Source organism: Buttiauxella sp. BIGb0471 (assembly GCF_024807715.1).
Taxonomy (GTDB): domain Bacteria; phylum Pseudomonadota; class Gammaproteobacteria; order Enterobacterales; family Enterobacteriaceae; genus Buttiauxella; species Buttiauxella agrestis.
Window position 1 is genome coordinate 1 of sequence record NZ_JANUEU010000011.1, and the last position, 24235, is coordinate 24235.

Genomic DNA, 24235 nt, shown 5'->3' on the forward strand with positions numbered 1-24235 from the left:
GTGTTCATGAACAAATGTGACATGGTTGATGACGAAGAGCTGCTGGAACTGGTAGAAATGGAAGTTCGTGAACTTCTGTCTGCTTATGATTTCCCGGGCGACGACATCCCAGTGGTTCGTGGTTCAGCTCTGAAAGCGCTGGAAGGCGAAGCAGAGTGGGAAGCTAAAATCATCGAGCTGGCTGGTCACCTGGATAACTACATCCCAGAACCAGAGCGTGCTATCGACAAGCCATTCCTGCTGCCAATCGAAGACGTATTCTCCATCTCCGGCCGTGGTACTGTTGTTACCGGTCGTGTAGAGCGTGGTATCATTAAAGTTGGTGAAGAAGTAGAAATCGTTGGTATCAAAGATACCGTGAAATCTACCTGTACTGGCGTTGAAATGTTCCGCAAACTGCTGGACGAAGGCCGTGCTGGTGAGAACGTTGGTGTTCTGCTGCGTGGTATTAAACGTGAAGATATCGAACGTGGTCAGGTTCTGGCTAAGCCAGGCTCTATCAAGCCGCACACTCAGTTCGAATCAGAAGTTTATATCCTGTCCAAAGATGAAGGCGGCCGTCATACTCCGTTCTTCAAAGGCTACCGTCCACAGTTCTACTTCCGTACAACTGACGTGACTGGCACCATCGAACTGCCAGAAGGCGTTGAGATGGTAATGCCGGGCGACAACATTCAGATGGTTGTTACCCTGATCCACCCAATCGCGATGGACGACGGTCTGCGTTTCGCAATCCGTGAAGGCGGCCGTACTGTAGGTGCGGGCGTTGTTGCTAAAGTTATCGCTTAATCGCTGATAACATTTGACGCAACGCGCAAGAAAAGGGCATCATTTGATGCCCTTTTTGTACGCTCTCTGCCCAGAACCTGGCTCATCAGTGATTTTTTACTCATAATCATTGCTGAGACAGGCTCTGAAGAAGGCGTTATACCGAATAGTGCCTGAAAAATTGCCATTCGGTTTGGTTTTGCCTCGCATATGCGGGGCAAAAATGTTTGTCTGAATTACTGTGACGGGTTGGTTTATGAGTGCGAATACCGAAGCTCAAGGAAGCGGGCGCGGCCTGGAAGCGATGAAATGGCTGGCAGTTGCTGCTCTGCTGATTGTGGCGATCGTGGGCAACTACATTTATCGTGATGTATCTCTGCCTCTGCGTGCCCTGGCAGTGGTTGTTCTGATTGCTGCAGCGGGTGGTGTCGCGCTGTTAACGACGAAAGGCAAAGCTACTGTTGCTTTCGCCCGCGAAGCGAGAACCGAAGTTCGTAAAGTGATTTGGCCAACTCGCCAGGAAACTTTACACACCACCTTAATCGTGGCAGCAGTTACCGCTGTAATGTCACTGATTTTGTGGGGGCTGGATGGTATTCTTGTCCGCCTGGTTTCTTTTATTACTGGCCTGAGGTTCTGAGATGTCTGAAGCCCCTAAAATGCGCTGGTACGTCGTTCAGGCGTTTTCCGGTTTTGAAGGCCGCGTAGCAACATCGCTGCGTGAGCATATCAAATTGCACAACATGGAAGAGTTGTTTGGCGAAGTCATGGTTCCGACTGAAGAAGTCGTCGAAATCCGTGGTGGCCAACGTCGCAAAAGCGAGCGTAAATTCTTCCCGGGCTATGTTCTGGTCCAGATGGTTATGAACGACGCGAGCTGGCACTTAGTGCGTAGCGTTCCGCGCGTAATGGGATTCATTGGCGGTACTTCTGACCGTCCTGCACCAATCAGCGATAAAGAAGTTGATGCGATTATGAACCGCCTGCAGCAGGTTGGTGATAAACCGCGTCCTAAAACGTTGTTTGAGCCAGGCGAGATGGTACGTGTCAGCGATGGCCCGTTTGCAGACTTTAACGGTGTAGTTGAAGAAGTAGATTACGAAAAGAGCCGCTTAAAGGTTTCTGTATCTATCTTCGGTCGTGCTACGCCGGTTGAGCTTGATTTTGCTCAAGTAGAGAAAGCCTAATAATCAGGTTGTAAAAGCAGCGATTATTCGTTGCACAAGGCGCGAGATTGAACTACAATTTCGCGCCTTTTGTTTTTACGGGTCTCGCACACGTAAAACGATTTATTCACGGGGAGCCTTCATTCTGTAAGGCGCTATAACCCACTAGAGGAAATTAAGATGGCTAAGAAAGTACAAGCCTACGTCAAGCTGCAAGTTGCAGCTGGTATGGCGAACCCAAGTCCACCAGTTGGTCCAGCTCTGGGTCAGCAAGGTGTGAACATCATGGAATTCTGTAAAGCGTTCAACGCAAAAACTGAATCCCTGGAGAAAGGTCTGCCAATTCCGGTTGTTATTACCGTTTATGCTGACCGTTCTTTCACCTTCGTTACTAAAACTCCACCGGCTGCTGTTCTGTTGAAGAAAGCTGCAGGTATCAAGTCTGGTTCCGGTAAGCCGAACAAAGACAAAGTGGGTAAAGTGACCCGTGCTCAGGTGCGTGAAATCGCAGAAACCAAAGCTGCGGACATGACTGGTTCTGACGTTGAAGCGATGACTCGCTCCATCGAAGGTACTGCTCGTTCCATGGGCCTGGTAGTGGAGGATTAAGAAATGGCTAAACTGACCAAGCGCATGCGCGTGATCCGTGACAAAGTTGATGTAACTAAACAGTATGACATCAACGAAGCCGTTGCCCTGCTGAAAGAGCTGGCCACTGCGAAATTCGTAGAAAGCGTTGACGTTGCTGTAAACCTCGGCATCGACGCTCGTAAATCTGACCAGAACGTACGTGGTGCAACTGTACTGCCGCACGGTACTGGCCGTTCAGTTCGCGTAGCCGTATTTGCCCAAGGCCCTAACGCTGAAGCAGCTAAAGCTGCTGGCGCTGAGCTGGTAGGTATGGAAGATCTGGCTGACCAGATCAAAAAAGGCGAAATGAACTTCGACGTTGTTATCGCATCTCCAGATGCAATGCGCGTTGTTGGCCAACTGGGCCAGGTACTGGGTCCACGTGGCCTGATGCCTAACCCGAAAGTTGGTACTGTAACTCCTAACGTTGCTGAAGCGGTTAAGAACGCTAAAGCGGGTCAGGTTCGTTACCGTAACGACAAAAACGGCATCATTCACACCACCATCGGTAAAGTGGATTTTGACACTGACAAACTGAAAGAAAACCTGGAAGCTCTGCTGGTTGCGCTGAAAAAAGCTAAACCAACTCAAGCTAAAGGCGTTTTCATTAAGAAAGTTAGCCTGTCTACCACTATGGGTGCAGGTGTTGCGATCGACCAGTCTGGTCTGAGCGCAGTAGTGAACTAAGATTCACTGCTTTACGCGGGCGAAAGATTAGTCTAAAATCTTACGCCCGTTGCCTTGCAATGCAGGGCACAAAGAATTTTCGGTTGGAGCCTGGCCTTATCCAGGCCTCCGTCCAAGACCGCAGGTGTTTCGCAAGAGACTTAATTGCCTGCGTAGACGGTGACAGAACCTGAAGAATATTTTTGATAGTCTTTGGCTTGTTTCTGCTCACCGTATTTCGACGTTCATTATCGTTTTGGTGATGAATGAAGTGAGTTCCGGGGGCAACCCCGGCTAATATCCAGGAGCAAAGCTAATGGCTTTAAATCTTCAAGACAAACAAGCGATTGTTGCTGAAGTCAGCGAAGTAGCCAAAGGTGCGCTGTCTGCGGTTGTTGCGGATTCCCGTGGCGTTACCGTAGGTAAAATGACTGAACTGCGTAAAGCAGGTCGTGAAGCTGGCGTTTACATGCGTGTTGTTCGTAACACCCTGCTGCGCCGCGTTGTTGAAGGTACTCAGTTTGAGTGCCTGAAAGACACGTTTGTTGGTCCAACCTTGATTGCATATTCTATGGAACACCCGGGCGCTGCTGCTCGTCTGTTCAAAGAATTCGCTAAAGCGAATGCAAAATTCGAGGTTAAAGCTGCAGCCTTTGAAGGTGAGCTGATCCCGGCGGCCCAGATCGATCGCCTGGCAACTCTGCCAACTTACGAAGAAGCAATCGCACGCCTGATGGCAACCATGAAAGAAGCCTCTGCAGGCAAACTGGTTCGCACTCTGGCTGCTGTACGCGATCAGAAAGAAGCTGCTTAATAGCACTTTTCTTTCTCACGCATTTGCTTACGTATAAACTTATTCTGATTTTCAGGAACAATTGTTATGTCTATCACTAAAGATCAAATCATTGAAGCAGTATCCGCTATGTCTGTAATGGACATTGTTGAACTGATTTCTGCAATGGAAGAAAAATTCGGTGTTTCCGCTGCTGCTGCTGTTGCAGGCCCTGCTGCTGCTGCTGAAGCTGTAGAAGAGAAAACTGAGTTCGACGTTATTCTGAAAGCTGCTGGCGCTAACAAAGTTGCCGTTATCAAAGCAGTACGTAGCGCAACTGGCCTGGGCTTGAAAGAAGCTAAAGACCTGGTTGAATCCGCTCCAGCTGCGCTGAAAGAAGGCGTGAGCAAAGATGACGCAGAAGCTCTGAAAAAATCTCTGGAAGAAGCTGGCGCTGAAGTTGAAGTTAAATAAGCCAACCTTTCCGGTTGCAGCCTGAGAAATTAGGCTGATGGCTGGTGACTTTTTAGTCACCAGCCTTTTTGCGCTGTAGGGTACCAGTAGCATTTCACACTGTTTGACTGCTGGTTGCCTTTCAATGCTTGTCTCTATCTACGACTTAATATACTACGACTTTCTATTCCGGGAGTTCCGGGGTAAAGCGTAGCGAAATGGTTTAAGAGTGATAGAAACAGGTATTGCGGAAAGTGTTCCACTTTCCGGTCCACAAAATAGTGTTGCACAAACTGTCCCCTTGTCGGGCAGATGGGTCGACTTGTCAGCGAGCTGAGGAACCCTATGGTTTACTCCTATACCGAGAAAAAACGTATTCGTAAGGATTTTGGAAAGCGTCCACAAGTTTTGGACATTCCTTATCTCCTTTCTATCCAGCTTGACTCGTTCCAGAAGTTCATCGAGCAAGATCCTGAAGGCCAGTACGGGCTGGAAGCGGCTTTCCGTTCCGTGTTCCCTATTGCAAGCTACAGCGGTAACTCTGAGCTGCAATATGTGAGCTATCGTCTGGGTGAGCCGGTATTTGACGTTAAAGAATGTCAGATCCGCGGCGTGACGTATTCCGCTCCCCTGCGCGTAAAACTGCGTCTGGTGATCTACGAGCGTGAAGCGCCGGAAGGCACCGTTAAAGATATTAAAGAACAAGAAGTCTACATGGGTGAAATTCCACTCATGACTGATAACGGCACCTTCGTTATCAACGGTACTGAGCGTGTTATCGTTTCTCAGTTACACCGTAGCCCAGGCGTGTTCTTCGATAGTGACAAAGGTAAAACTCACTCTTCAGGGAAGGTGCTGTATAACGCACGTATCATCCCTTACCGTGGTTCCTGGCTGGATTTCGAATTCGACCCGAAAGATAACTTGTTCGTACGTATTGACCGTCGCCGCAAATTACCAGCGACCATTATTCTGCGTGCGTTACAGTTCACCACTGAGCAGATTCTTGATCTGTTCTTTGAGAAAGTTAATTTCGAAATCCGCGACAACAAGCTGCAGATGGAATTGGTGCCAGAACGCCTTCGTGGTGAGACTGCATCCTTTGACATCGAAGCTGACGGCAAGATCTATGTCGAAAAAGGCCGCCGTATTACTGCGCGCCATATTCGTCAGCTGGAAAAAGACGATATTAAGCTTATCGAAGTTCCGGTTGAATACATTGCTGGTAAAGTCGCGGCTAAAGACTACGTTGATGCATCGACTGGCGAACTGATTTGCCCGGCGAACATGGAACTGTCTTTGGATCTGTTGGCTAAGCTGAGCCAGTGTGGTCATAAGCGTATCGAAACGCTGTTTACCAACGATCTGGATCACGGTGCATACATTTCTGAGACCATCCGTGTCGACCCAACCAGCGATCGCTTAAGTGCGCTGGTTGAAATCTATCGCATGATGCGTCCTGGCGAGCCACCAACTCGCGAAGCGGCTGAAAACCTGTTCGAGAACCTGTTCTTCTCCGAAGACCGTTATGACTTGTCAGCGGTTGGTCGTATGAAGTTCAACCGTTCCCTGCTGCGTGATGAGATCGAAGGTTCAGGTATCCTGAGCAAAGACGACATCATCCAGGTAATGCGTAAGCTGATCGGTATTCGTAACGGTCAGGGCGAAGTGGATGATATCGACCACCTCGGCAACCGTCGTATCCGTTCCGTAGGCGAAATGGCGGAAAACCAATTCCGTGTTGGCCTGGTACGTGTTGAGCGTGCGGTTAAAGAGCGTCTGTCTTTAGGCGACCTCGATACCCTGATGCCTCAGGATATGATCAACGCTAAGCCTATCTCTGCTGCGGTTAAAGAGTTCTTCGGTTCCAGCCAGCTGTCTCAGTTCATGGATCAGAACAACCCGTTATCTGAGATTACGCACAAACGTCGTATCTCCGCACTCGGCCCGGGTGGTTTGACCCGTGAGCGCGCAGGCTTCGAAGTACGTGACGTACACCCAACCCACTACGGTCGTGTATGTCCAATCGAAACCCCTGAAGGTCCAAACATCGGTCTGATCAACTCCCTGTCTGTGTATGCACAGACTAACGAATACGGTTTCTTAGAAACTCCGTATCGTCGCGTTGTTGAAGGTGTTGTGACTGACGAGATTCATTACCTTTCTGCTATTGAAGAAGGTAACTACGTTATCGCTCAGGCGAACACCAACCTGGACGAAGAAGGCCGTTTCGTTGACGACCTCGTAACTTGCCGTAGCAAAGGCGAATCAAGCTTGTTCAGCAACGACCAGGTTGACTACATGGACGTTTCCACCCAACAGGTGGTTTCCGTCGGTGCGTCCCTGATCCCGTTCCTGGAACACGATGACGCCAACCGTGCATTGATGGGTGCGAACATGCAACGTCAGGCCGTTCCAACTCTGCGCGCTGATAAGCCGCTGGTTGGTACTGGTATGGAACGTGCTGTTGCCGTTGACTCCGGTGTTACTGCGGTTGCTAAACGTGGCGGTACTGTTCAGTACGTTGATGCGTCTCGTATCGTTATTAAAGTTAACGAAGACGAAATGCTGGCTGGTGAAGCTGGTATCGACATCTACAACCTGACCAAATACACCCGTTCTAACCAGAACACTTGTATCAACCAGATGCCTTGTGTGTCTCTGGGTGAGCCAGTTGAACGTGGCGACGTGTTGGCAGACGGTCCGTCTACTGACCTCGGTGAACTGGCTCTTGGCCAGAACATGCGCGTAGCGTTCATGCCGTGGAACGGTTACAACTTCGAAGACTCCATCCTCGTATCCGAGCGTGTTGTTCAGGAAGATCGTTTCACAACTATTCACATCCAGGAACTGGCATGTGTGTCTCGTGACACCAAGCTGGGGCCTGAAGAGATCACTGCAGACATCCCTAACGTGGGTGAAGCAGCTCTCTCCAAACTGGATGAATCCGGTATCGTTTATATCGGTGCTGAAGTGACCGGTGGTGACATTCTGGTTGGTAAGGTAACGCCTAAAGGCGAAACTCAACTGACTCCAGAAGAGAAACTACTGCGTGCAATCTTCGGTGAGAAAGCGTCTGACGTTAAAGACTCTTCTCTGCGCGTACCAAACGGCGTTTCCGGTACCGTTATCGATGTGCAGGTCTTTACCCGCGATGGCGTGGAAAAAGACAAGCGCGCGCTGGAAATCGAAGAGATGCAACTGAAGCAGGCTAAGAAAGACCTGACTGAAGAACTGCAAATCTTTGAAGCTGGTCTGTTTGCTCGTATCCATGCTGTGCTGGTTGCTGGCGGTGTTGAAGCTGAGAAGCTCGACAAATTGCCACGCGATCGCTGGTTGGAACTGGGTCTGACTGACGAAGAGAAGCAAAACCAGCTGGAACAGCTGGCAGAGCAGTACGACGAGCTGAAGCACGAGTTTGAGAAGAAACTTGAAGCTAAGCGCCGCAAAATCACTCAGGGCGATGACCTGGCACCTGGCGTGCTGAAAATCGTTAAAGTGTATCTGGCCGTTAAACGTCAGATCCAACCTGGTGACAAGATGGCAGGTCGTCACGGGAACAAAGGTGTTATCTCCAAGATCAACCCGATCGAAGATATGCCTTACGATGAAAACGGCACGCCGGTTGACATCGTACTGAACCCGCTGGGCGTACCATCTCGTATGAACATCGGTCAGATTCTGGAAACCCACTTGGGTATGGCTGCGAAAGGCATCGGCGAGAAAATCAACGCTATGCTGAAGAAGCAGGAAGAAGTTTCCAAGCTGCGTGAATTTATCCAGAAAGCATACGATTTGGGTTCAGATGTTCGTCAGAAAGTTGACCTGAACACCTTCACCGACGATGAAGTTCTGCGTCTGGCTGAGAACCTGAAAAAAGGTATGCCGATTGCTACTCCTGTCTTCGACGGTGCAAAAGAGTCGGAAATCAAAGAGCTGCTGAAACTGGGTGACCTGCCGACTTCCGGCCAGATCACACTGTTCGACGGCCGTAGCGGTGAGCAGTTTGAGCGTCCAGTAACCGTAGGTTACATGTACATGCTGAAACTGAACCACTTGGTTGATGACAAAATGCACGCGCGTTCTACCGGTTCTTACAGCCTGGTTACTCAGCAACCGCTGGGTGGTAAGGCTCAGTTCGGTGGTCAGCGCTTCGGTGAGATGGAAGTGTGGGCGCTGGAAGCTTACGGTGCTGCTTATACCCTGCAGGAAATGCTGACTGTTAAGTCTGATGACGTTAATGGCCGTACCAAGATGTATAAAAACATCGTGGATGGTAACCATCAGATGGAACCAGGCATGCCGGAATCCTTCAACGTATTGTTGAAAGAAATCCGTTCGCTGGGTATCAACATCGAGCTGGAAGACGAGTAATCACTCGTATCTGCTGTACTGGTTACAGGATGTCCGGGTCACTCCGGACGTCTCTGAGAAGTCTCACTCCGACGGGAGCTAATCCGTGAAAGACTTACTTAAGTTTCTGAAAGCGCAAACTAAGACCGAAGAGTTTGATGCGATCAAAATTGCTCTGGCATCGCCAGACATGATTCGTTCATGGTCGTTCGGCGAAGTTAAAAAGCCGGAAACCATTAACTATCGTACGTTCAAACCAGAACGTGACGGTCTGTTCTGTGCTCGTATTTTTGGGCCAGTAAAAGACTATGAGTGCCTGTGCGGTAAGTACAAGCGCCTGAAACATCGTGGTGTAATTTGTGAGAAGTGCGGCGTTGAAGTCACCCAAACTAAAGTGCGCCGTGAGCGCATGGGTCACATCGAGCTGGCTTCCCCAACTGCACACATTTGGTTCCTGAAGTCACTGCCGTCTCGTATCGGCTTGCTGCTGGATATGCCACTGCGTGATATCGAACGTGTACTTTACTTCGAATCTTATGTGGTAATCGAAGGTGGTATGACCAACCTCGAGCGTCGTCAGATCCTGACTGAAGAGCAGTATCTGGATGCGCTGGAAGAGTTCGGTGACGAATTCGATGCGAAGATGGGTGCGGAAGCTATTCAGGCCCTGTTGAAAAACATGGATCTGGAGCAAGAGTGTGAAACTCTGCGCGAAGAGCTGAACGAAACCAACTCCGAAACCAAACGTAAAAAGCTGACCAAGCGTATCAAACTGCTGGAAGCGTTCGTTCAGTCTGGTAACAAACCAGAGTGGATGATCCTGACAGTTCTGCCGGTTCTGCCGCCAGATCTGCGTCCATTAGTTCCGCTGGATGGCGGTCGTTTCGCAACGTCAGATCTGAACGATCTGTATCGTCGCGTTATCAACCGTAACAACCGTTTGAAACGCCTGCTGGATCTGGCTGCTCCTGACATCATCGTACGTAACGAAAAACGTATGTTGCAAGAAGCGGTAGATGCCCTGCTGGATAACGGCCGTCGCGGTCGTGCAATCACGGGTTCTAACAAGCGTCCTCTGAAATCTTTGGCCGATATGATCAAAGGTAAGCAGGGTCGTTTCCGTCAGAACTTGTTGGGTAAACGTGTTGACTACTCCGGTCGTTCTGTAATCACCGTAGGTCCATACCTGCGTCTGCATCAGTGCGGTCTGCCTAAGAAAATGGCACTGGAGCTGTTCAAACCGTTCATCTACGGCAAGCTGGAACTGCGTGGTCTTGCTACCACCATTAAAGCTGCGAAGAAAATGGTTGAGCGCGAAGAAGCTGTCGTTTGGGATATCCTGGACGAAGTTATCCGCGAACACCCGGTACTGCTGAACCGTGCACCAACTCTGCACCGTTTGGGTATCCAGGCATTTGAGCCAGTACTGATCGAAGGTAAAGCTATCCAGCTTCACCCGCTGGTTTGTGCGGCATACAACGCCGACTTCGATGGTGACCAGATGGCAGTACACGTTCCACTGACGCTTGAAGCTCAGTTGGAAGCGCGTGCGCTGATGATGTCTACCAACAACATCCTGTCACCAGCGAACGGCGAGCCAATCATCGTTCCTTCTCAGGACGTTGTATTGGGTCTGTACTACATGACCCGTGACTGTGTTAACGCCAAAGGCGAAGGCATGGTGCTGACTGGCCCTAAAGAAGCTGAGCGTATTTATCGCGCAGGTCTGGCCTCTCTGCATGCGCGTGTAAAAGTGCGTATCACCGAGTACGAAAAAGACGAAAACGAACAATTCGTTGCGAAAACCAGCATTATCGACACCACCGTTGGTCGTGCGATTCTGTGGATGATCGTACCGAAAGGCCTGCCTTACTCCATCATCAACCAGGCGTTGGGTAAGAAAGCCATTTCCAAAATGCTGAACACTTGTTACCGCATTCTGGGTCTGAAACCGACAGTAATCTTTGCTGACCAAACTATGTACACCGGCTTTGCTTATGCAGCGCGTTCAGGTGTTTCTGTTGGTATCGATGACATGGTCATCCCAGCTAAGAAAACTGAAATCATCTCTGAAGCGGAAGCTGAAGTTGCTGAGATTCAGGAACAGTTCCAGTCCGGTCTGGTAACAGCGGGCGAGCGTTATAACAAAGTTATCGATATCTGGGCTGCGGCGAACGATCGTGTATCCAAAGCGATGATGGACAACCTGCAAACTGAATCCGTTATTAACCGTGACGGCGTCGAAGAGCAGCAAGTTTCCTTCAACAGCATTTACATGATGGCCGACTCCGGTGCTCGTGGTTCTGCGGCACAGATTCGTCAGTTGGCTGGTATGCGTGGTCTGATGGCTAAGCCAGATGGCTCCATCATCGAAACGCCAATCACCGCGAACTTCCGTGAAGGTCTGAACGTACTCCAGTACTTCATCTCCACGCACGGTGCTCGTAAGGGTCTGGCGGATACCGCACTGAAAACTGCTAACTCCGGTTATCTGACGCGTCGTCTGGTTGACGTTGCACAGGATCTGGTTGTTACCGAAGACGATTGTGGCACCCTCGAAGGTATCACGATGACTCCGGTTATCGAAGGCGGCGACGTTAAAGAGCCACTGCGTGACCGCGTATTGGGTCGTGTAACGGCTGAAGACGTACTGAAACCTGGTACTGCTGATATCCTGATCACACGTAACACTCTGCTCCATGAGCAAATGTGTGACCTGTTAGAAGCTAACTCTGTTGATAGCGTGAAAGTACGTTCTGTTGTGGGTTGTGAAACCGACTTCGGCGTATGTGCGCACTGCTATGGTCGTGACCTGGCTCGTGGCCACATCATCAACAAAGGTGAAGCAATCGGGGTTATCGCGGCACAGTCCATCGGTGAACCTGGTACTCAGCTGACGATGCGTACGTTCCACATCGGTGGTGCGGCATCTCGTTCTGCTGCTGAATCCAGCATTCAGGTTAAGAACAAAGGTAGCATCAAGCTCAGCAACGCGAAGTCGGTTGTGAACTCTGCCGGTAAACTGGTAGTGACTTCTCGTAACACTGAACTGAAACTGATTGATGAATTCGGTCGTACTAAAGAGAGCTATAAAGTTCCTTACGGTGCGGTAATGGGCAAAGGTGATGGCGAGCAGATTGCAGCGGGCGAGACCGTAGCAAACTGGGATCCGCACACCATGCCAGTCGTTTCTGAAGTAAGTGGTTTCATCCGCTTTACTGACATGATCGACGGCCAGACCATTACTCGTCAAACTGACGAACTGACAGGTCTGTCATCTCTGGTTGTTCTGGATTCTGCAGAACGTACCGCGGGTGGTAAAGATCTGCGTCCAGCACTGAAAATTGTTGATGCTCAAGGCAACGACGTTCTGATTCCTGGTACAGATATGCCAGCTCAGTACTTCCTGCCAGGTAAAGCGATTGTTCAGTTGGAAGATGGTACTCAGATTCACTCTGGTGACGCGCTGGCGCGTATTCCTCAGGAATCCAGTGGTACCAAGGACATCACCGGTGGTCTGCCACGCGTTGCTGACCTGTTCGAAGCGCGTCGTCCGAAAGAGCCAGCTATCCTTGCTGAAATCAGCGGGATCATCTCCTTCGGTAAAGAAACCAAAGGCAAACGCCGTCTGGTAATCTCTCCACTCGACGGCAGCGATGCTTACGAAGAGATGATTCCTAAGTGGCGTCAGCTGAACGTGTTCGAAGGCGAAGTTGTAGAACGCGGTGACGTTGTTTCCGATGGTCCAGAATCTCCGCATGACATTCTGCGTCTGCGTGGCGTGTATGCTGTGACTCGTTACATCACCAACGAAGTGCAGGACGTTTACCGTCTGCAAGGCGTTAAGATTAACGATAAACACATCGAAGTCATCGTGCGTCAGATGTTGCGTAAAGCAACCATCGTTAACGCTGGTAGCTCTGACTTCCTGGAAGGTGAGCAGGCTGAATACTCTCGCGTCAAGATCGCTAACCGCGAACTGGAAGCGAACGGCAAGATTAACGTGTCCTTCTCACGTGATCTGCTGGGTATCACCAAAGCTTCTCTTGCAACCGAGTCCTTCATCTCCGCGGCATCGTTCCAGGAGACAACTCGTGTGCTTACCGAAGCAGCCGTTGCGGGTAAACGTGACGAACTGCGTGGCCTGAAAGAGAACGTTATCGTGGGTCGTCTGATCCCAGCTGGTACGGGTTATGCGTATCACCAGGATCGTATGCGCCGTCGTGCAGCGGGTGAAGCACCTGTTGTTCCTCAGGTAACTGCAGCAGATGCAACTGCCAGCCTGGCAGAATTGCTGAACGCAGGTAACTTGGGCGGTAACGATAACGATTAATCGTTAGAGACGCCAAAAACAAAAACCGCTCGAAAGAGCGGTTTTTTTATGCCTGAAATCTGAAGCGTTAAAACTGAAAGTAACGAAAAATCAGTTAGCTAACGGCAGACGGCGGTACAGTTCAATCATGTCTTCGGCTAAATCCTGGATAACCATCGCATTCATCAGGTGATCCTGGGAGTGTACGGTAATCAGGTTCACTGGCAGTTTGCCGGTGCCTTCATCCAGCCCGATGAGCTGGGTCTGAATTTTGTGTGCATGTTTCACAAACTCACGAGATTCTTCCATCGCTTGCTGGGCCGCTGCGAAATCACCTTTACGTGCCATTTGCAGAGCTGTCAGTGCCTGGCTGCGTGCGCTACCTGCATTGACCAACAATTCCATGATAATCGATTCTAAATCTTCCACGTCTTATGACTCCATCATTTTCAAAGCTTTATCAAGTACGACATCACCTTTCATCATGCCGTAATCCATCATGTCGATGACCGCAACGGTTTTACCCATCGGCTCTGCGATCGCCTGTAGTTTTGCGTGCTCATACTTAACTTGTGGACCCAGCAGCACAATATCCGCGGTGTCGATGTTGTCTTTGAACTCGGCAACTGGCACAGCCTTGATAGAGACTTCAATACCTTTCTTCTGAGCGGCGTCCTTCATGCGCTGGACTAAAATGCTAGTCGACATACCCGCTGCACAACACAAAACGATATTCTTCATAGATCTGCTCTCAGTGTCCGTTCGATACACTGATAATTATCCGTGACGCCTCGCTACAACAACCGCTTTACGATGATTGTGTGTGAGGTATCACAAAAGAAACTGATCAGGGCTGAAACCGGTTACATTTTTTAGTTTCCATAACCACTTTGATTGTGTCGCTGCTCACAAAATCCGCATATTCCAGTCAAACACGTTTGCGCTCCATTGACACAAAACGGTGAACTACATAATCTTCAGTTTAGTGGTATATACCACCAACACAAAAACCAGCACAGTGAGTGACAACATGAACAATTTCACTGCATTTATGGAAAGGAAAATATTGCCTCTGGCAATGAAGATTGAAGGGAATGATTATCTCTCGGCCATTAAAGATGGCTTTATTCGGATTATGCCATTTCTGATTATTGGTTCCTTCTTTTTGCTGATAGCCAATTTACCTATTCCGGGATATAGCGAATTTATTATTCGAATTTTCGGTGAGCATTTTATTGGGCAATTGAATTATATTCTTGATGCTACTTATTCTGTGATGGCATTGTTGGTGGTAGTGAGTACCAGTATCAGCCTCGCAAAGCGCTGGCAGCTAAATGAAATATCCTGTGTGTTAATTTCCCTGGTGAGTTTTTTAATTGTCACGCCATTCAGGATCCCGCAAGAAAATGGCAGTGCAATCACGGATGTTATTCCGACGTTTGCGCTTGGTGCGCAGGGACTGTTCCTGTCCTTAATCGTCACGCTGGCGACCGTTCGACTTTACAGGTTGTTCAACCATCCACGGCTGATGATTTCAATGCCGGATAGCGTTCCGCCAGCGGTAGCCAATAGTTTCAGCTCGCTCATTCCGTCCTTTTTGATTGTTGTTATCTTCTGGCTGCTTCGCCTGGTCTTTGAAATAACACCGTTTGGTACGGCCCAGGAGATGATTTTCAAAGTGCTGCAAGCACCGATGATGCATCTGGGTAACACGCTACCGTCGCAAATGGTTGCGGAGTTCTTCGTCAGCTTCTTCTGGTTCTTCGGTCTGCATGGCGACTCTATCGTGACTGCCATCATGGGGCCAATCTGGCGTTCATTAACTCTTGAAAATATGCAGGCAATGAAACAAGGTTTGCAGCCAGTAAACATCATTACCCAACAATTCCGCGATGTGTTTTTGATTTGTGGCGGGACTGGTTTTACTCTTGCGATGCTCCTCGTAATGTTGTTCCGCGCTAAGAGCAAACGCCTGCGTGAAATCGCTAAGCTTGCATCTCCAGCAGCTATTTTTAATATTAATGAGCCGATTATATTTGGCGTTCCCATTGCACTAAACCCACTGTTGTTTATCCCATTTATTATCGTTCCGGTTGTATTGTGTGTCATTACCTACAGCGCGATGGCTTTTGGCTGGCTGCCATTGACATCGGGTCTGGAAATTCCCTGGACTACACCTATTTTCATCAGTGGTTTTTTAATCTGTGGTTGGAAAGGCATGTTATTCCAGGCCATTAACCTCGCTGTCGCGATGACAATTTATTATCCGTTCGTTATGACGCTGGATAAACAGTACCTGCGTGAAGAAAACGAGCTGGAAGAAAGTAACGTTAATCAGGATGAAATAGTCCTGGAATATAAAGAAGGGTTACGTAATGAATAATAAATTAAAGATAGTGACCATCGGTGGCGGCAGTTCATATACGCCAGAGATTATCGAAGGTTTTATCCAACGCTATGCGGAAATGCCGATTAAAGAAATCTGGCTGGTGGACGTAGAAGCCGGACGCGAAAAGCTCGAAATTGTTGGAAACCTGGCAAAACGCATGGTCGAGGCGGCTGGCATAGACTGCCAGGTGTATCTCACGATCGACAGGCGTGAAGCGCTTAAAGATGCCGATTTTGTCACTACCCAGTTGCGAGTTGGGCAGCTCGATGCACGAATCAAAGACGAACGTATTCCTTTGTCGCACGGGCTAATTGGACAGGAGACTAACGGAGCGGGCGGGCTGGCAAAAGCCTTGCGCACCATCCCGGTTATTCTGGATATCTGTCGTGATATGGAGGAGCTGTGCCCGGACGCGTGGCTGATTAACTTCACCAATCCAAGCGGTATTGTGACCGAAGCGGTTATCAAGCACAGCAAAATCAAATGTGTCGGCTTATGCAATCTTTCACAGTCAATGCAGCGCATGGTGGCCGAAATTCTCGGTGTGGATAAATCTCGCTTCCTGCTGCAACTCGTTGGTTTGAACCATTTCCTGTATGGCACCCATGTCTATATGGACGGCAAAGATGTCATGCCAGACGTGCTGAAAAATCTCAAATATGACAGCGAACACAAACCGAAAAATATCCCGGACATTCCATGGCTTCAGGATCAAATCCAGCATCTTGGCGTGATCCCATGCCCTTATCACCAGTATTACTACGCCACCAGTGATGTTCTGGAAAAGCAGCTGCAAGAATTCGAAGAACATGGAACGCGTGGCGAAGTGGTGCAAGCGGTAGAGCATGAGTTATTCGAACTCTATCGAAATCCACATTTGCATGAAAAGCCAAAACAGTTAGAGCAGCGCGGCGGGGCTTATTACTCTGAAGCAGCCTGCGAGCTAATCAGCGCAATCTATAACGACAAAAATCTCCTGATGACGGTCAACGTACGCAACAACGGGGCGATTCGTTCACTGCCGGATAACGTCGCCATTGAAACGACCTGTGTGATTGGACGCTATGGTGCCATTCCTCTTAATAACGATCCGCTGCCAGCTACCGTTTCTGGGTTGGTGTCATTAATGAAGTCGTGGGAAGAAATGGCAGTAGAGGCGGCTGTTACAGGTGATTACGGTGCAGCTTTGCAGGCATTGACGCTGAACCCACTTGTGCCGTCAGGCAAAGTGGCAAAAGTCGTGCTTGATGAATTGCTTGAAGCACACCGTGAATATCTACCGCAATTCTTTAAGGGATAAGGATTTTTCGGCTGCGCATTCTGAAGAGGTCGCCACGGTTATAACTCCAGGAATAGTTAAAAACTGTGCCGTCCTCAAGCCAGGTACTTTCTTTAATGTGCAGCATCGGTGAGTTAACAGGGACGTCGAGTAATGCCGCCATGACGTCATCGAACAGGCTGGCCCCAACAACAGAATCGGTACCGCCCATTTTTTGTTGGCACTTTTCTTCGATGAAGGCGTAAAGCGAGTGGTTTTGCAAAACGTCGTCGTCAATGACATCGACAATTGCTAATGGAATGTAGCTGTCCTCAACCAATACGGGCACGCCATCAAACAAACGAACGCGACGGATGGCGTGAACGGGTTCGGTAGCGGAAACACTAAATTGGTTTGCGAGGTAATCACCCGCAGCTTGCTGGACATGGTAAATCAGGCGGCTGGTGATGGAGACTTTACCACTCAATTCTTTTGTGACGCCTAGCGCAGTGCTTTCCCCGTCAGGGTTGAGTAGATAAACCGGCGGGGCAAAGGCTCGGTTTACATAAGTGCCTTTGCCAACCACTTTTTTAACCAGGCCTTCCTGCTCCATTTGAGCGATGGCTTTTTGCACCGTAGCACGCGTGACCTGGTAGGTTTCCGCCAGTTCGCGTTCAGAAGGGATCAGGGAGCCAACCGGGTACTTTTGGTTCTGAATATCGCTTTTCAGCGTATCGCGAATAAGGATGTACACCGGTTTCATGGTTCCCCCGATAGGGTTGTTAACGAATAAAAGTGCGAGTGTCGGCATGCTAAAGCAATTTTCCTGCGCGGCGCAAGTTCCATAAGAGGTGGAAAATAAACATGCTAAATCATAATGAAGCGTACTGGCAGCAAAAGGGAGCCAGTTTAACCGTTGAAGCCATCGTGGCTCAGCCGCGTTTATGGGAAGAAGGGCTGGCACAAATCAAAGCGCGTCAGGCGGATATTGAAGCATTTTGGGCGAAATGCGATCCCCGCACGCGCATTCTGATTACTGGCGCGGGTTCGTCTTTGTTGGCCGCACATGCGAGCGTGAATTGGTTGCGAAGTGTCGTACCAAATCACATCGAAGTGGTTCCGGCAACGGATCTGGTACTCATGCCTGAAAGCGTACAACAAAATACTGTTTTGGTTTCCGTGAGTAGTTCGGGTAACACACCAGAAACAGTAAAGGTTGTGGAGCGAGCACTCACTGCCAACCCAAAATTGCGCCATCTCGCGGTGACGAACAATGCCACTAGCCGTTTGGCTCATCTTGCGCAGCAGCATCCCGAAGGGCTTTTTGTCCCGGTACCCGAAGGCACTTCTAACGGCAGTTTTGCTGCAACCTCTGAGTTCACCGTTCCCTTGTGGTACCTGATGCTGCTGGTGGCTCCAGCAGGCTGGCCTGAAGCAGAAAAAGTACTGCCGGTTTTGCAACGTGGCATGAACCACTTCCTGAATAACTACGCCTCTGAAATCGAACAGTGGGCAGCAGAATCACGTAACAACGTAGTTGCGGTCGGCTCATTATCGCTAAAAGCTATTGCCTGTGAAACCAGCCTCAAACTGCTGGAAATGGGAAACGGGCAGGTGATGACGGCCTGGCATTCAATGCTGGAGTTCCGCCATGGGCCGAAGCTCATCATCAATCGCGATGCCACACTTATTGGCTATCTTGCGGCACGACCGGAAATTCACCGTTATGACATCGACATGATGACTGAGCTGGCTTGTGAACGAAGTGCAGCGGCACAGGTTATCTCGATAGGCCATGATGATCTGCCTGCTGGCGTTAAAGCGGGGGATCGCTATTTCCACTTTGCTTCTCCGGAACTGGCGGATTACCACGAATCCTGGACGACTTTACTCTATGTTGCTTTTGCGCAGTTGGCCGGGCTTTACAGCGCTATCGAGCTGGGCGTCACACCTGATACGCCTTCCCGAGACGGTAAAGTTGCGAAGGTCGCGAAAGTCACCGTTTATTAATCGAAAGGTGGGGCGGCAACGAAAAGGTAAAGTTGCCGCCATTTCAGCGTGCAAAGCTACTGCGAGGTTCTTCCCAGAAAACGATCCCAATCTTTCCACACGGGTTGTAAGCCTGAGCGTGTTAATGCCTCAGCCACTTCGACTGGAGTGCGCCCATCATGTGGAGCAAACTGCTCGAGTTCAGGGTGATTATCGGCGTAGCCGCCAGGCTGCGTTTTTGAAAACGCACTGACGTTGTTTATGGCGAGTGGAATCATGTTGTCCCGGAACCACGGAGATTCGCGCGTAGAAAGTGAAAGCTCAACGTCGGGGGCGAGCAGACGAAATGCACATATCACCTGCACAAGCTGGCTTTCCGTCATCACAGATGCGGGTTCCACCCCGCCTGCGCACGGGCGTAATCGCGGAAATGAAATCGAAAAGCGGCTTTGCCAATAATTTTGCTGTAGCCACAAGAGATGTTCAGCCACCATAAAACAGTCGGTGCGCCAGCTGTCTGATAATCCGATTAACGCACCAAGACCGATTTTGTCTATTCCTGCCCGACCCAATCTGTCGGGTGTTTCCAGGCGCCAGAAGAAATCCTGCTTATTGCCCCGTAGATGGTGCTGCGCGTATACCGCCTGGTGATAAGTTTCCTGGTAAACCATCACGCCATCCAGACCGAGGGTTTTCAGTTCAGCGTATTCATGTTCCTCCAGCGGCTGCACTTCCATTTGTAATGAACTGAACTGCCGGCGAATGGCGGGAAGATGCTGGCGGAAATAGTCCATTCCCACTTTGGTCTGATGCTCACCGGTCACCAACAGCAAATGCTCAAAGCCCAGTTTGCGAATCGCCTCGCACTCGCGTTCAATCTCTGGCGCATTGAGCGTTTTACGTTTGAGCTTGTTACTCATGGAAAATCCACAGTAAGTACAATCGTTAGCGCAGAGATTTGACAGATAAAGCGGCACATAAAAACTCACTGTGTTGCCAAAGCGTTGGCGAGTTAAATACTGTGCCTTTTGCGCGAGCGGTTCCAGAAATTGGCTGGTGGCGGGGGAGAGCAACGCCATGAAATCATCACGTGTGAGTTTCTGTGTTGCCAGCGCACGTTCTACGTCGGCAGCTGTTTTGCTGTTGATGCGAAGCGTAATGTCATCCCAGTCCAGCTCTCGCCAGCGGTCAGTGAAGGTTTGTGCCATCACGCATTCTCCTGGCTAAATTGCAAAAACTCCGTCAACGGGCTGGATGCGTGAGCCTGCTGATGGCGTGTTCCTAAACCAGACTGCGCTGCAATTAAGCCCGCTTCAACGGCGAGGCGAAATGCGTGCGCCATTTGTACCGGGTCACGCGCCACGGCAATGGCGGTGTTGACCAACACCGCTGAAGCCCCGATTTCCAGGGCTTCAGCGGCATGACTTGGTGCGCCAATTCCAGCATCAACGACGACCGGGACTCTGGCCTGTTCGATGATAATTTCCAGCAGCGCTCGCGTTTGTAAGCCTTGATTTGAACCGATAGGCGCACCAAGCGGCATCACTGCCGCGCATCCTGCTTCTTCAAGCCGTTTACACAAAACCGGATCGGCTCCGCAGTAAGGCAGAACCACAAACCCCATTTTTACGAGTTGTTCCGCAGCTTTCAGAGTTTCGATAGGGTCGGGCAACAGGTAGCGAGCATCAGGGTGAATTTCCAATTTAACCCAATGCGTACCGAGCGCCTCACGTGCCAGTTGAGCGGCAAAAATCGCTTCTTCCGCCGTCTTGGCACCTGAAGTATTAGGCAGCAATTGCACGCCGGCTTCGAGTAAAGGTGCCAGAATCGCATCGTTACGATTACGCAAATCGACCCGTTTCATCGCCATCGTCACCAATTGCGAACCTGAGGCGCGAATGGCTTCTGCCATCAACTGCGGCGAGGCAAATTTCCCGGTGCCGGTGAACAGGTGTGACGAAAAAGTTTTATCAGCAATCTGTAGCATTTAACCCCCGGCTATGGCCTGAAAAAGCACGATTTGGTCGCCATCATTCAACAAATGGTTTTCCCATTGCTCACGTGGAACGATTCTCTGATTGATCGCTAATGCAACGCCTGGTTTCAATAAACTGAGTTGTTCCAGCAGCATCGCCAGCATCAGGTTGTCCGGGCATTGCATCGGTTCGTCGTTAAAGTGGATGCGCATGTTGCCCTCCGCACACCGGGCAGCCTGCTGCTTTCTGCATGATGAGCGTTCGCCAGCTATGTTGGCGGGCATCAAACAGGCGTAAAGAACCCGCAGCCGGAACCATGCCGCTGAGGTGTTTTATCGCTTCAAGCGCCTGCAATGTGCCCATCACACCCACCACCGGGCCGCTGATACCTGCCGTGCGGCAGTTGCGTTCCGGTTCGTGTTCATCAGGCCACACACAGCGATAACAACCGTTCTCCCATGGCGGCGTCAGCACCATAAGTTGCCCACCAAATCCCACGGCACTTGCGGAAATCAGCGGTTTGCTGTGTGCGACGCAGGCGGCATTAATCGCATGGCGCGTTGCCATGTTGTCGCTGCAATCCAGTACCAAATCGGCATTTTTTACTGCCTGATTCAACACTTCTCCAGCCAGACGCTCGCCAATAACCTGGAGCTTAATATCAGGATTAAGTTGTTGTAGATGGCGTTGGGCGGCCAGCGATTTCGGCTGTTCGATATCTTGCGTGGTGAACAGAATCTGGCGCTGCAAATTACTGATATGCACGTTGTCATCGTCGGCGAGAATCAGGGTACCAACGCCTGCGGCAGCCAAATACAACGCCGCCGGGGAACCCAGCCCGCCTAATCCGACGATTAAGACTTTGCTGGCGAGCAGCTTTTGCTGCCCTTCAATGGCGATGTCTTCCAATAGCACCTGGCGGCTGTAACGCATAAAGTCGGAATCATTCATCGCCAGCCCCCACTAGTTCCAACAACTGCACAGTTGCCGCTCGCCAGTCAGCAGCCTGAGTTATTGCGCTAACCACCGCGACACTGCCCACACCTGTTTTTAGCACGGAGGGAACGCGCTCAATGCTTATCCCGCCAATCGCCACGGTGGGGTAATCGCCCAACGTTTTGATATGTGCAGCGAGCTGCGCCAGCCCTTGCGGGGCGGACGGCATTTGTTTGGTGTTGGTAGGGAAAACATGCCCCAAAGCGATGTAAGAAGGGCGCGCCATCAGGGCGCGATCCATTTCCATATTGTCGTGTGTCGAAAGCCCGAGGCGTAAACCCGCGTCGCGAATGGCGTCCAGATTAGCCACATCCATATCTTCCTGGCCGAGATGCACGCCGTAAGCGCGATGTTTTATTGCCAGCCGCCAGTAATCGTTAATAAACAGGCGAGCTTCGTATTGCTGGCTTAACTTGATGGCCGCAACAATATCGGCCTCAACGTCATCGTCGTGTTTGTCTTTGATGCGCAATTGAATGGTGCGCACACCTGCTCCCAACAGTCGCTCAATCCATTCAACGCTATCAACCACCGGGTATAAACCCAACCGCTGCGGCACAGCGGGAAATGCAGGTTTGTTCATCACACTTCCTCCTGGCGCAGATAAATTTCGCCACCTTTTGCCCGGAAGGTTTGTGACATATCTTCCAGTCCGACTTCTATGGCTTGTTTAGCAGCGAAATCGCGAACCTCCTGGGAGATTTTCATTGAGCAGAATTTTGGCCCGCACATGGAACAGAAGTGCGCGACTTTGCCGGACTCCTGTGGCAGCGTTTCGTCGTGATACGCGCGGGCAGTGAACGGGTCGAGTGCGAGGTTAAACTGATCTTCCCAGCGGAATTCAAAGCGGGCTTTCGACATGGCGTTATCGCGGATCTGCGCACCAGGGTGGCCTTTTGCGAGGTCTGCGGCATGGGCCGCAATTTTATAGGTAATCAGCCCCTGCTTAACATCTTCTTTGTTCGGCAGGCCGAGATGCTCTTTCGGCGTGACGTAACACAACATCGCGCAGCCAAACCAGCCGATCATGGCCGCACCAATTCCTGACGTGAAATGGTCGTAACCAGGCGCAATATCGGTAGTCAGCGGGCCGAGTGTGTAGAACGGCGCTTCGTGGCAATGCTCCAGTTCTTCGGTCATGTTGCGGCGAATCATCTGCATTGGCACATGCCCCGGTCCTTCAATCATCACCTGTACGTCGTACTCCCAGGCAATTTTGGTTAACTCGCCAAGCGTATGCAGCTCAGAGAATTGTGCTTCGTCGTTGGCATCCTGGATGGAGCCGGGGCGCAGGCCGTCGCCTAAAGAGAGCGAAACGTCGTAAGCCGCGCATATTTCGCATATTTCGCGGAAGTGCTCATACAGGAAGTTTTCCTGATGATGCGACAGGCACCATTTCGCCATAATCGAGCCACCGCGCGAAACAATTCCGGTGAGGCGTTTGGCGGTCATCGGCACATAACGCAGCAGTACTCCGGCGTGTATCGTGAAATAGTCCACGCCTTGCTCGGCCTGTTCCAGCAGCGTATCGCGGAACATTTCCCAGGTCAGGTCTTCGGCGATGCCATTAACTTTCTCCAGCGCCTGGTAAATTGGCACGGTGCCGATGGGGACCGGGCTGTTACGCAAAATCCATTCACGGGTTTCGTGGATATAGCGGCCCGTAGACAGATCCATTACGGTATCTGCCCCCCAGCGCGTGGACCAGACCAGTTTTTCCACTTCTTCTTCAATGGAGGAGGTGACCGCCGAGTTGCCAATATTGGCGTTCACTTTCACCAGAAAGTTACGTCCAATAATCATCGGCTCGGATTCGGGGTGGTTGATATTGGCGGGGATAATTGCCCGTCCAGCCGCCACTTCGTCACGCACAAATTCCGGCGTGATATTTTCTGGCAGACGAGCGCCAAAACCCTGGCCTGGATGCTGGTGGCGTAAAACTTCATCGCGAATACGCTCGCGGCCCATATTTTCACGAATGGCGATGAACTCCATTTCCGGCGTCACTCTTCCCTGGCGAGCATAGTGCAGTTGCGTGACGGTTTTCCCGGCTTTAGCCCGCTTCGGTGTGAGCTGTGTTTCGAAACGCAATTCATCCAGACCGTCATCGGCCAGGCGCTCTTTGGTGTAGGCAGAGCTGCGGTCGGTCAGGATTTCGCAATCATCACGTTCGGCAATCCAGTTTTCACGTAGTGGCGAAAGACCGCGCAGGACATCAATGTTGATAGCCGGGTCGCCATATGCGCCAGAAGTGTCATAAACCGGAATGGCATCGTTAGGGGTGAACTGCGGGTTTTCTTTGCTACCGCCAGTGGCGGTCGGGCTAAGCTGGATTTCACGCATCGGCACGCGGATATCATCACGCGAGCCGGTGAGGTAAATGCGCTGAGAGTTAGGGAAAGCAGTGCCTTCGAGGGTATTGATAAAGTGTTGGGCAGCAGCACGCTGTTCGCGACGGTTTGGTTTTTTTTCAGTAGTAGACATAGCTCATTCCAGTAATTATCAGG

21 protein-coding genes are annotated in these 24235 nt (G+C 50.5%); 12 read left to right on the forward strand and 9 right to left on the reverse strand.

The window, feature by feature from the left end:
* From M2371_RS21050 to rpoC, 9 genes are all read left to right on the forward strand, one after another.
* A partial coding sequence (locus M2371_RS21050; RefSeq protein ID WP_259268614.1) for an elongation factor Tu occupies positions 1-789 on the forward strand: 789 nt, incomplete at its 5' end.
* Between the two features lie 235 nt (positions 790-1024).
* Complete coding sequence (gene secE / locus M2371_RS21055) at positions 1025-1408, forward strand: preprotein translocase subunit SecE (protein ID WP_034461807.1); 384 nt, start codon at positions 1025-1027, stop codon at positions 1406-1408.
* Position 1409: 1 nt separating this feature from the next.
* Complete coding sequence (gene nusG / locus M2371_RS21060; RefSeq protein ID WP_034461806.1) at positions 1410-1955, forward strand: transcription termination/antitermination protein NusG; 546 nt, start codon at positions 1410-1412, stop codon at positions 1953-1955.
* A 159-nt stretch (positions 1956-2114) separates the two neighbouring features.
* Positions 2115-2543 carry a 50S ribosomal protein L11 gene (rplK, locus tag M2371_RS21065; protein ID WP_034492296.1) on the forward strand — a complete coding sequence of 143 codons (429 nt, stop codon included), beginning with the start codon at positions 2115-2117 and terminating at the stop codon, positions 2541-2543.
* A 3-nt stretch (positions 2544-2546) separates the two neighbouring features.
* On the forward strand, positions 2547-3251 hold the full coding sequence (gene rplA, locus M2371_RS21070) for a 50S ribosomal protein L1 (RefSeq protein ID WP_034492299.1): 705 nt from the start codon (positions 2547-2549) through the stop codon (positions 3249-3251).
* A gap of 295 nt (positions 3252-3546) precedes the next feature.
* Positions 3547-4044: a 50S ribosomal protein L10 gene (gene rplJ / locus M2371_RS21075; RefSeq protein WP_034461803.1), complete on the forward strand. Its 498-nt coding sequence runs from the start codon at positions 3547-3549 to the stop codon at positions 4042-4044.
* 66 nt (positions 4045-4110) lie between these two features.
* Entirely contained in the window at positions 4111-4476 is a 366-nt protein-coding gene (rplL, locus tag M2371_RS21080) for a 50S ribosomal protein L7/L12 (protein WP_034461801.1), read from the forward strand.
* 324 nt (positions 4477-4800) lie between these two features.
* On the forward strand, positions 4801-8829 hold the full coding sequence (rpoB, locus tag M2371_RS21085; protein WP_259268615.1) for a DNA-directed RNA polymerase subunit beta: 4029 nt from the start codon (positions 4801-4803) through the stop codon (positions 8827-8829).
* An 85-nt stretch (positions 8830-8914) separates the two neighbouring features.
* Positions 8915-13141 carry a DNA-directed RNA polymerase subunit beta' gene (gene rpoC / locus M2371_RS21090; protein ID WP_034492303.1) on the forward strand — a complete coding sequence of 1409 codons (4227 nt, stop codon included), beginning with the start codon at positions 8915-8917 and terminating at the stop codon, positions 13139-13141.
* A 90-nt stretch (positions 13142-13231) separates the two neighbouring features.
* Here rpoC and M2371_RS21095 read toward each other — a convergent pair whose 3' ends face one another.
* Both M2371_RS21095 and M2371_RS21100 read right to left on the reverse strand, forming a co-directional pair.
* On the reverse strand, positions 13232-13549 hold the full coding sequence (locus M2371_RS21095; protein ID WP_034492305.1) for a PTS lactose/cellobiose transporter subunit IIA: 318 nt from the start codon (positions 13547-13549) through the stop codon (positions 13232-13234).
* Between the two features lie 3 nt (positions 13550-13552).
* Entirely contained in the window at positions 13553-13861 is a 309-nt protein-coding gene (locus tag M2371_RS21100; protein ID WP_034492306.1) for a PTS sugar transporter subunit IIB, read from the reverse strand.
* 289 nt (positions 13862-14150) lie between these two features.
* Between M2371_RS21100 and M2371_RS21105 the strand changes: the two genes are divergently transcribed.
* Positions 14151-15503: a PTS sugar transporter subunit IIC gene (locus tag M2371_RS21105; protein WP_259268616.1), complete on the forward strand. Its 1353-nt coding sequence runs from the start codon at positions 14151-14153 to the stop codon at positions 15501-15503.
* On the forward strand, positions 15496-16809 hold the full coding sequence (locus tag M2371_RS21110) for a 6-phospho-beta-glucosidase (RefSeq protein ID WP_259268617.1): 1314 nt from the start codon (positions 15496-15498) through the stop codon (positions 16807-16809). The genes M2371_RS21105 and M2371_RS21110 overlap by 8 nt, the downstream gene beginning before the upstream one ends.
* Here M2371_RS21110 and M2371_RS21115 read toward each other — a convergent pair.
* Positions 16799-17578 (reverse strand): GntR family transcriptional regulator, encoded by a 780-nt coding sequence (locus M2371_RS21115; protein WP_172895898.1) that lies wholly within the window; start codon positions 17576-17578, stop codon positions 16799-16801. The genes M2371_RS21110 and M2371_RS21115 overlap by 11 nt on opposite strands.
* A 53-nt stretch (positions 17579-17631) precedes the next feature.
* On the opposite strand from M2371_RS21115, the gene M2371_RS21120 reads away from it, so the two are divergent.
* Entirely contained in the window at positions 17632-18777 is a 1146-nt protein-coding gene (locus tag M2371_RS21120; protein WP_259268618.1) for an SIS domain-containing protein, read from the forward strand.
* 56 nt (positions 18778-18833) lie between these two features.
* Here the strand turns inward: M2371_RS21120 and thiH are convergent, their stop codons facing one another.
* Genes thiH through thiC form a run of 6 tightly spaced genes read right to left on the reverse strand, consistent with a single transcriptional unit; the run spans position 18834 to position 24212 of the window.
* Positions 18834-19964, reverse strand: coding sequence for a 2-iminoacetate synthase ThiH (gene thiH, locus M2371_RS21125; protein ID WP_172895894.1), 1131 nt, complete (start codon positions 19962-19964; stop codon positions 18834-18836).
* On the reverse strand, positions 19964-20743 hold the full coding sequence (thiG, locus tag M2371_RS21130; RefSeq protein ID WP_259268619.1) for a thiazole synthase: 780 nt from the start codon (positions 20741-20743) through the stop codon (positions 19964-19966). Before thiG ends, thiH begins: the two co-directional genes overlap by 1 nt.
* On the reverse strand, positions 20744-20944 hold the full coding sequence (gene thiS / locus M2371_RS21135; RefSeq protein ID WP_259268620.1) for a sulfur carrier protein ThiS: 201 nt from the start codon (positions 20942-20944) through the stop codon (positions 20744-20746). It abuts the gene before it with no gap.
* Entirely contained in the window at positions 20928-21683 is a 756-nt protein-coding gene (locus M2371_RS21140) for a HesA/MoeB/ThiF family protein (protein WP_259268621.1), read from the reverse strand. Before M2371_RS21140 ends, thiS begins: the two co-directional genes overlap by 17 nt.
* Positions 21676-22311, reverse strand: a complete 636-nt coding sequence (gene thiE / locus M2371_RS21145) for a thiamine phosphate synthase (RefSeq protein ID WP_259268626.1) — start codon at positions 22309-22311, stop codon at positions 21676-21678. Before thiE ends, M2371_RS21140 begins: the two co-directional genes overlap by 8 nt.
* Entirely contained in the window at positions 22311-24212 is a 1902-nt protein-coding gene (thiC, locus tag M2371_RS21150) for a phosphomethylpyrimidine synthase ThiC (RefSeq protein WP_259268622.1), read from the reverse strand. The genes thiE and thiC overlap by 1 nt, the downstream gene beginning before the upstream one ends.
* Between the last annotated feature and the right edge of the window lie 23 nt (positions 24213-24235).

Coding starts and splice junctions, on each gene's coding strand:
- M2371_RS21140 (WP_259268621.1), bottom strand. CDS start 21,683: ATGAATGATTCCGACTTTATGCGTTACAGCCGCCAGGTGCTATTGGAA.
- thiG (WP_259268619.1), bottom strand. CDS start 20,743: ATGCTACAGATTGCTGATAAAACTTTTTCGTCACACCTGTTCACCGGC.
- M2371_RS21120 (WP_259268618.1), top strand. CDS start 17,632: ATGCTAAATCATAATGAAGCGTACTGGCAGCAAAAGGGAGCCAGTTTA.
- rplJ (WP_034461803.1), top strand. CDS start 3,547: ATGGCTTTAAATCTTCAAGACAAACAAGCGATTGTTGCTGAAGTCAGC.
- rplL (WP_034461801.1), top strand. CDS start 4,111: ATGTCTATCACTAAAGATCAAATCATTGAAGCAGTATCCGCTATGTCT.
- M2371_RS21110 (WP_259268617.1), top strand. CDS start 15,496: ATGAATAATAAATTAAAGATAGTGACCATCGGTGGCGGCAGTTCATAT.
- thiE (WP_259268626.1), bottom strand. CDS start 22,311: ATGAACAAACCTGCATTTCCCGCTGTGCCGCAGCGGTTGGGTTTATAC.
- M2371_RS21100 (WP_034492306.1), bottom strand. CDS start 13,861: ATGAAGAATATCGTTTTGTGTTGTGCAGCGGGTATGTCGACTAGCATT.
- thiS (WP_259268620.1), bottom strand. CDS start 20,944: ATGCGCATCCACTTTAACGACGAACCGATGCAATGCCCGGACAACCTG.
- M2371_RS21105 (WP_259268616.1), top strand. CDS start 14,151: ATGAACAATTTCACTGCATTTATGGAAAGGAAAATATTGCCTCTGGCA.
- thiH (WP_172895894.1), bottom strand. CDS start 19,964: ATGGCACAAACCTTCACTGACCGCTGGCGAGAGCTGGACTGGGATGAC.
- rplA (WP_034492299.1), top strand. CDS start 2,547: ATGGCTAAACTGACCAAGCGCATGCGCGTGATCCGTGACAAAGTTGAT.
- thiC (WP_259268622.1), bottom strand. CDS start 24,212: ATGTCTACTACTGAAAAAAAACCAAACCGTCGCGAACAGCGTGCTGCT.
- secE (WP_034461807.1), top strand. CDS start 1,025: ATGAGTGCGAATACCGAAGCTCAAGGAAGCGGGCGCGGCCTGGAAGCG.
- M2371_RS21115 (WP_172895898.1), bottom strand. CDS start 17,578: ATGCCGACACTCGCACTTTTATTCGTTAACAACCCTATCGGGGGAACC.
- nusG (WP_034461806.1), top strand. CDS start 1,410: ATGTCTGAAGCCCCTAAAATGCGCTGGTACGTCGTTCAGGCGTTTTCC.
- rpoB (WP_259268615.1), top strand. CDS start 4,801: ATGGTTTACTCCTATACCGAGAAAAAACGTATTCGTAAGGATTTTGGA.
- rplK (WP_034492296.1), top strand. CDS start 2,115: ATGGCTAAGAAAGTACAAGCCTACGTCAAGCTGCAAGTTGCAGCTGGT.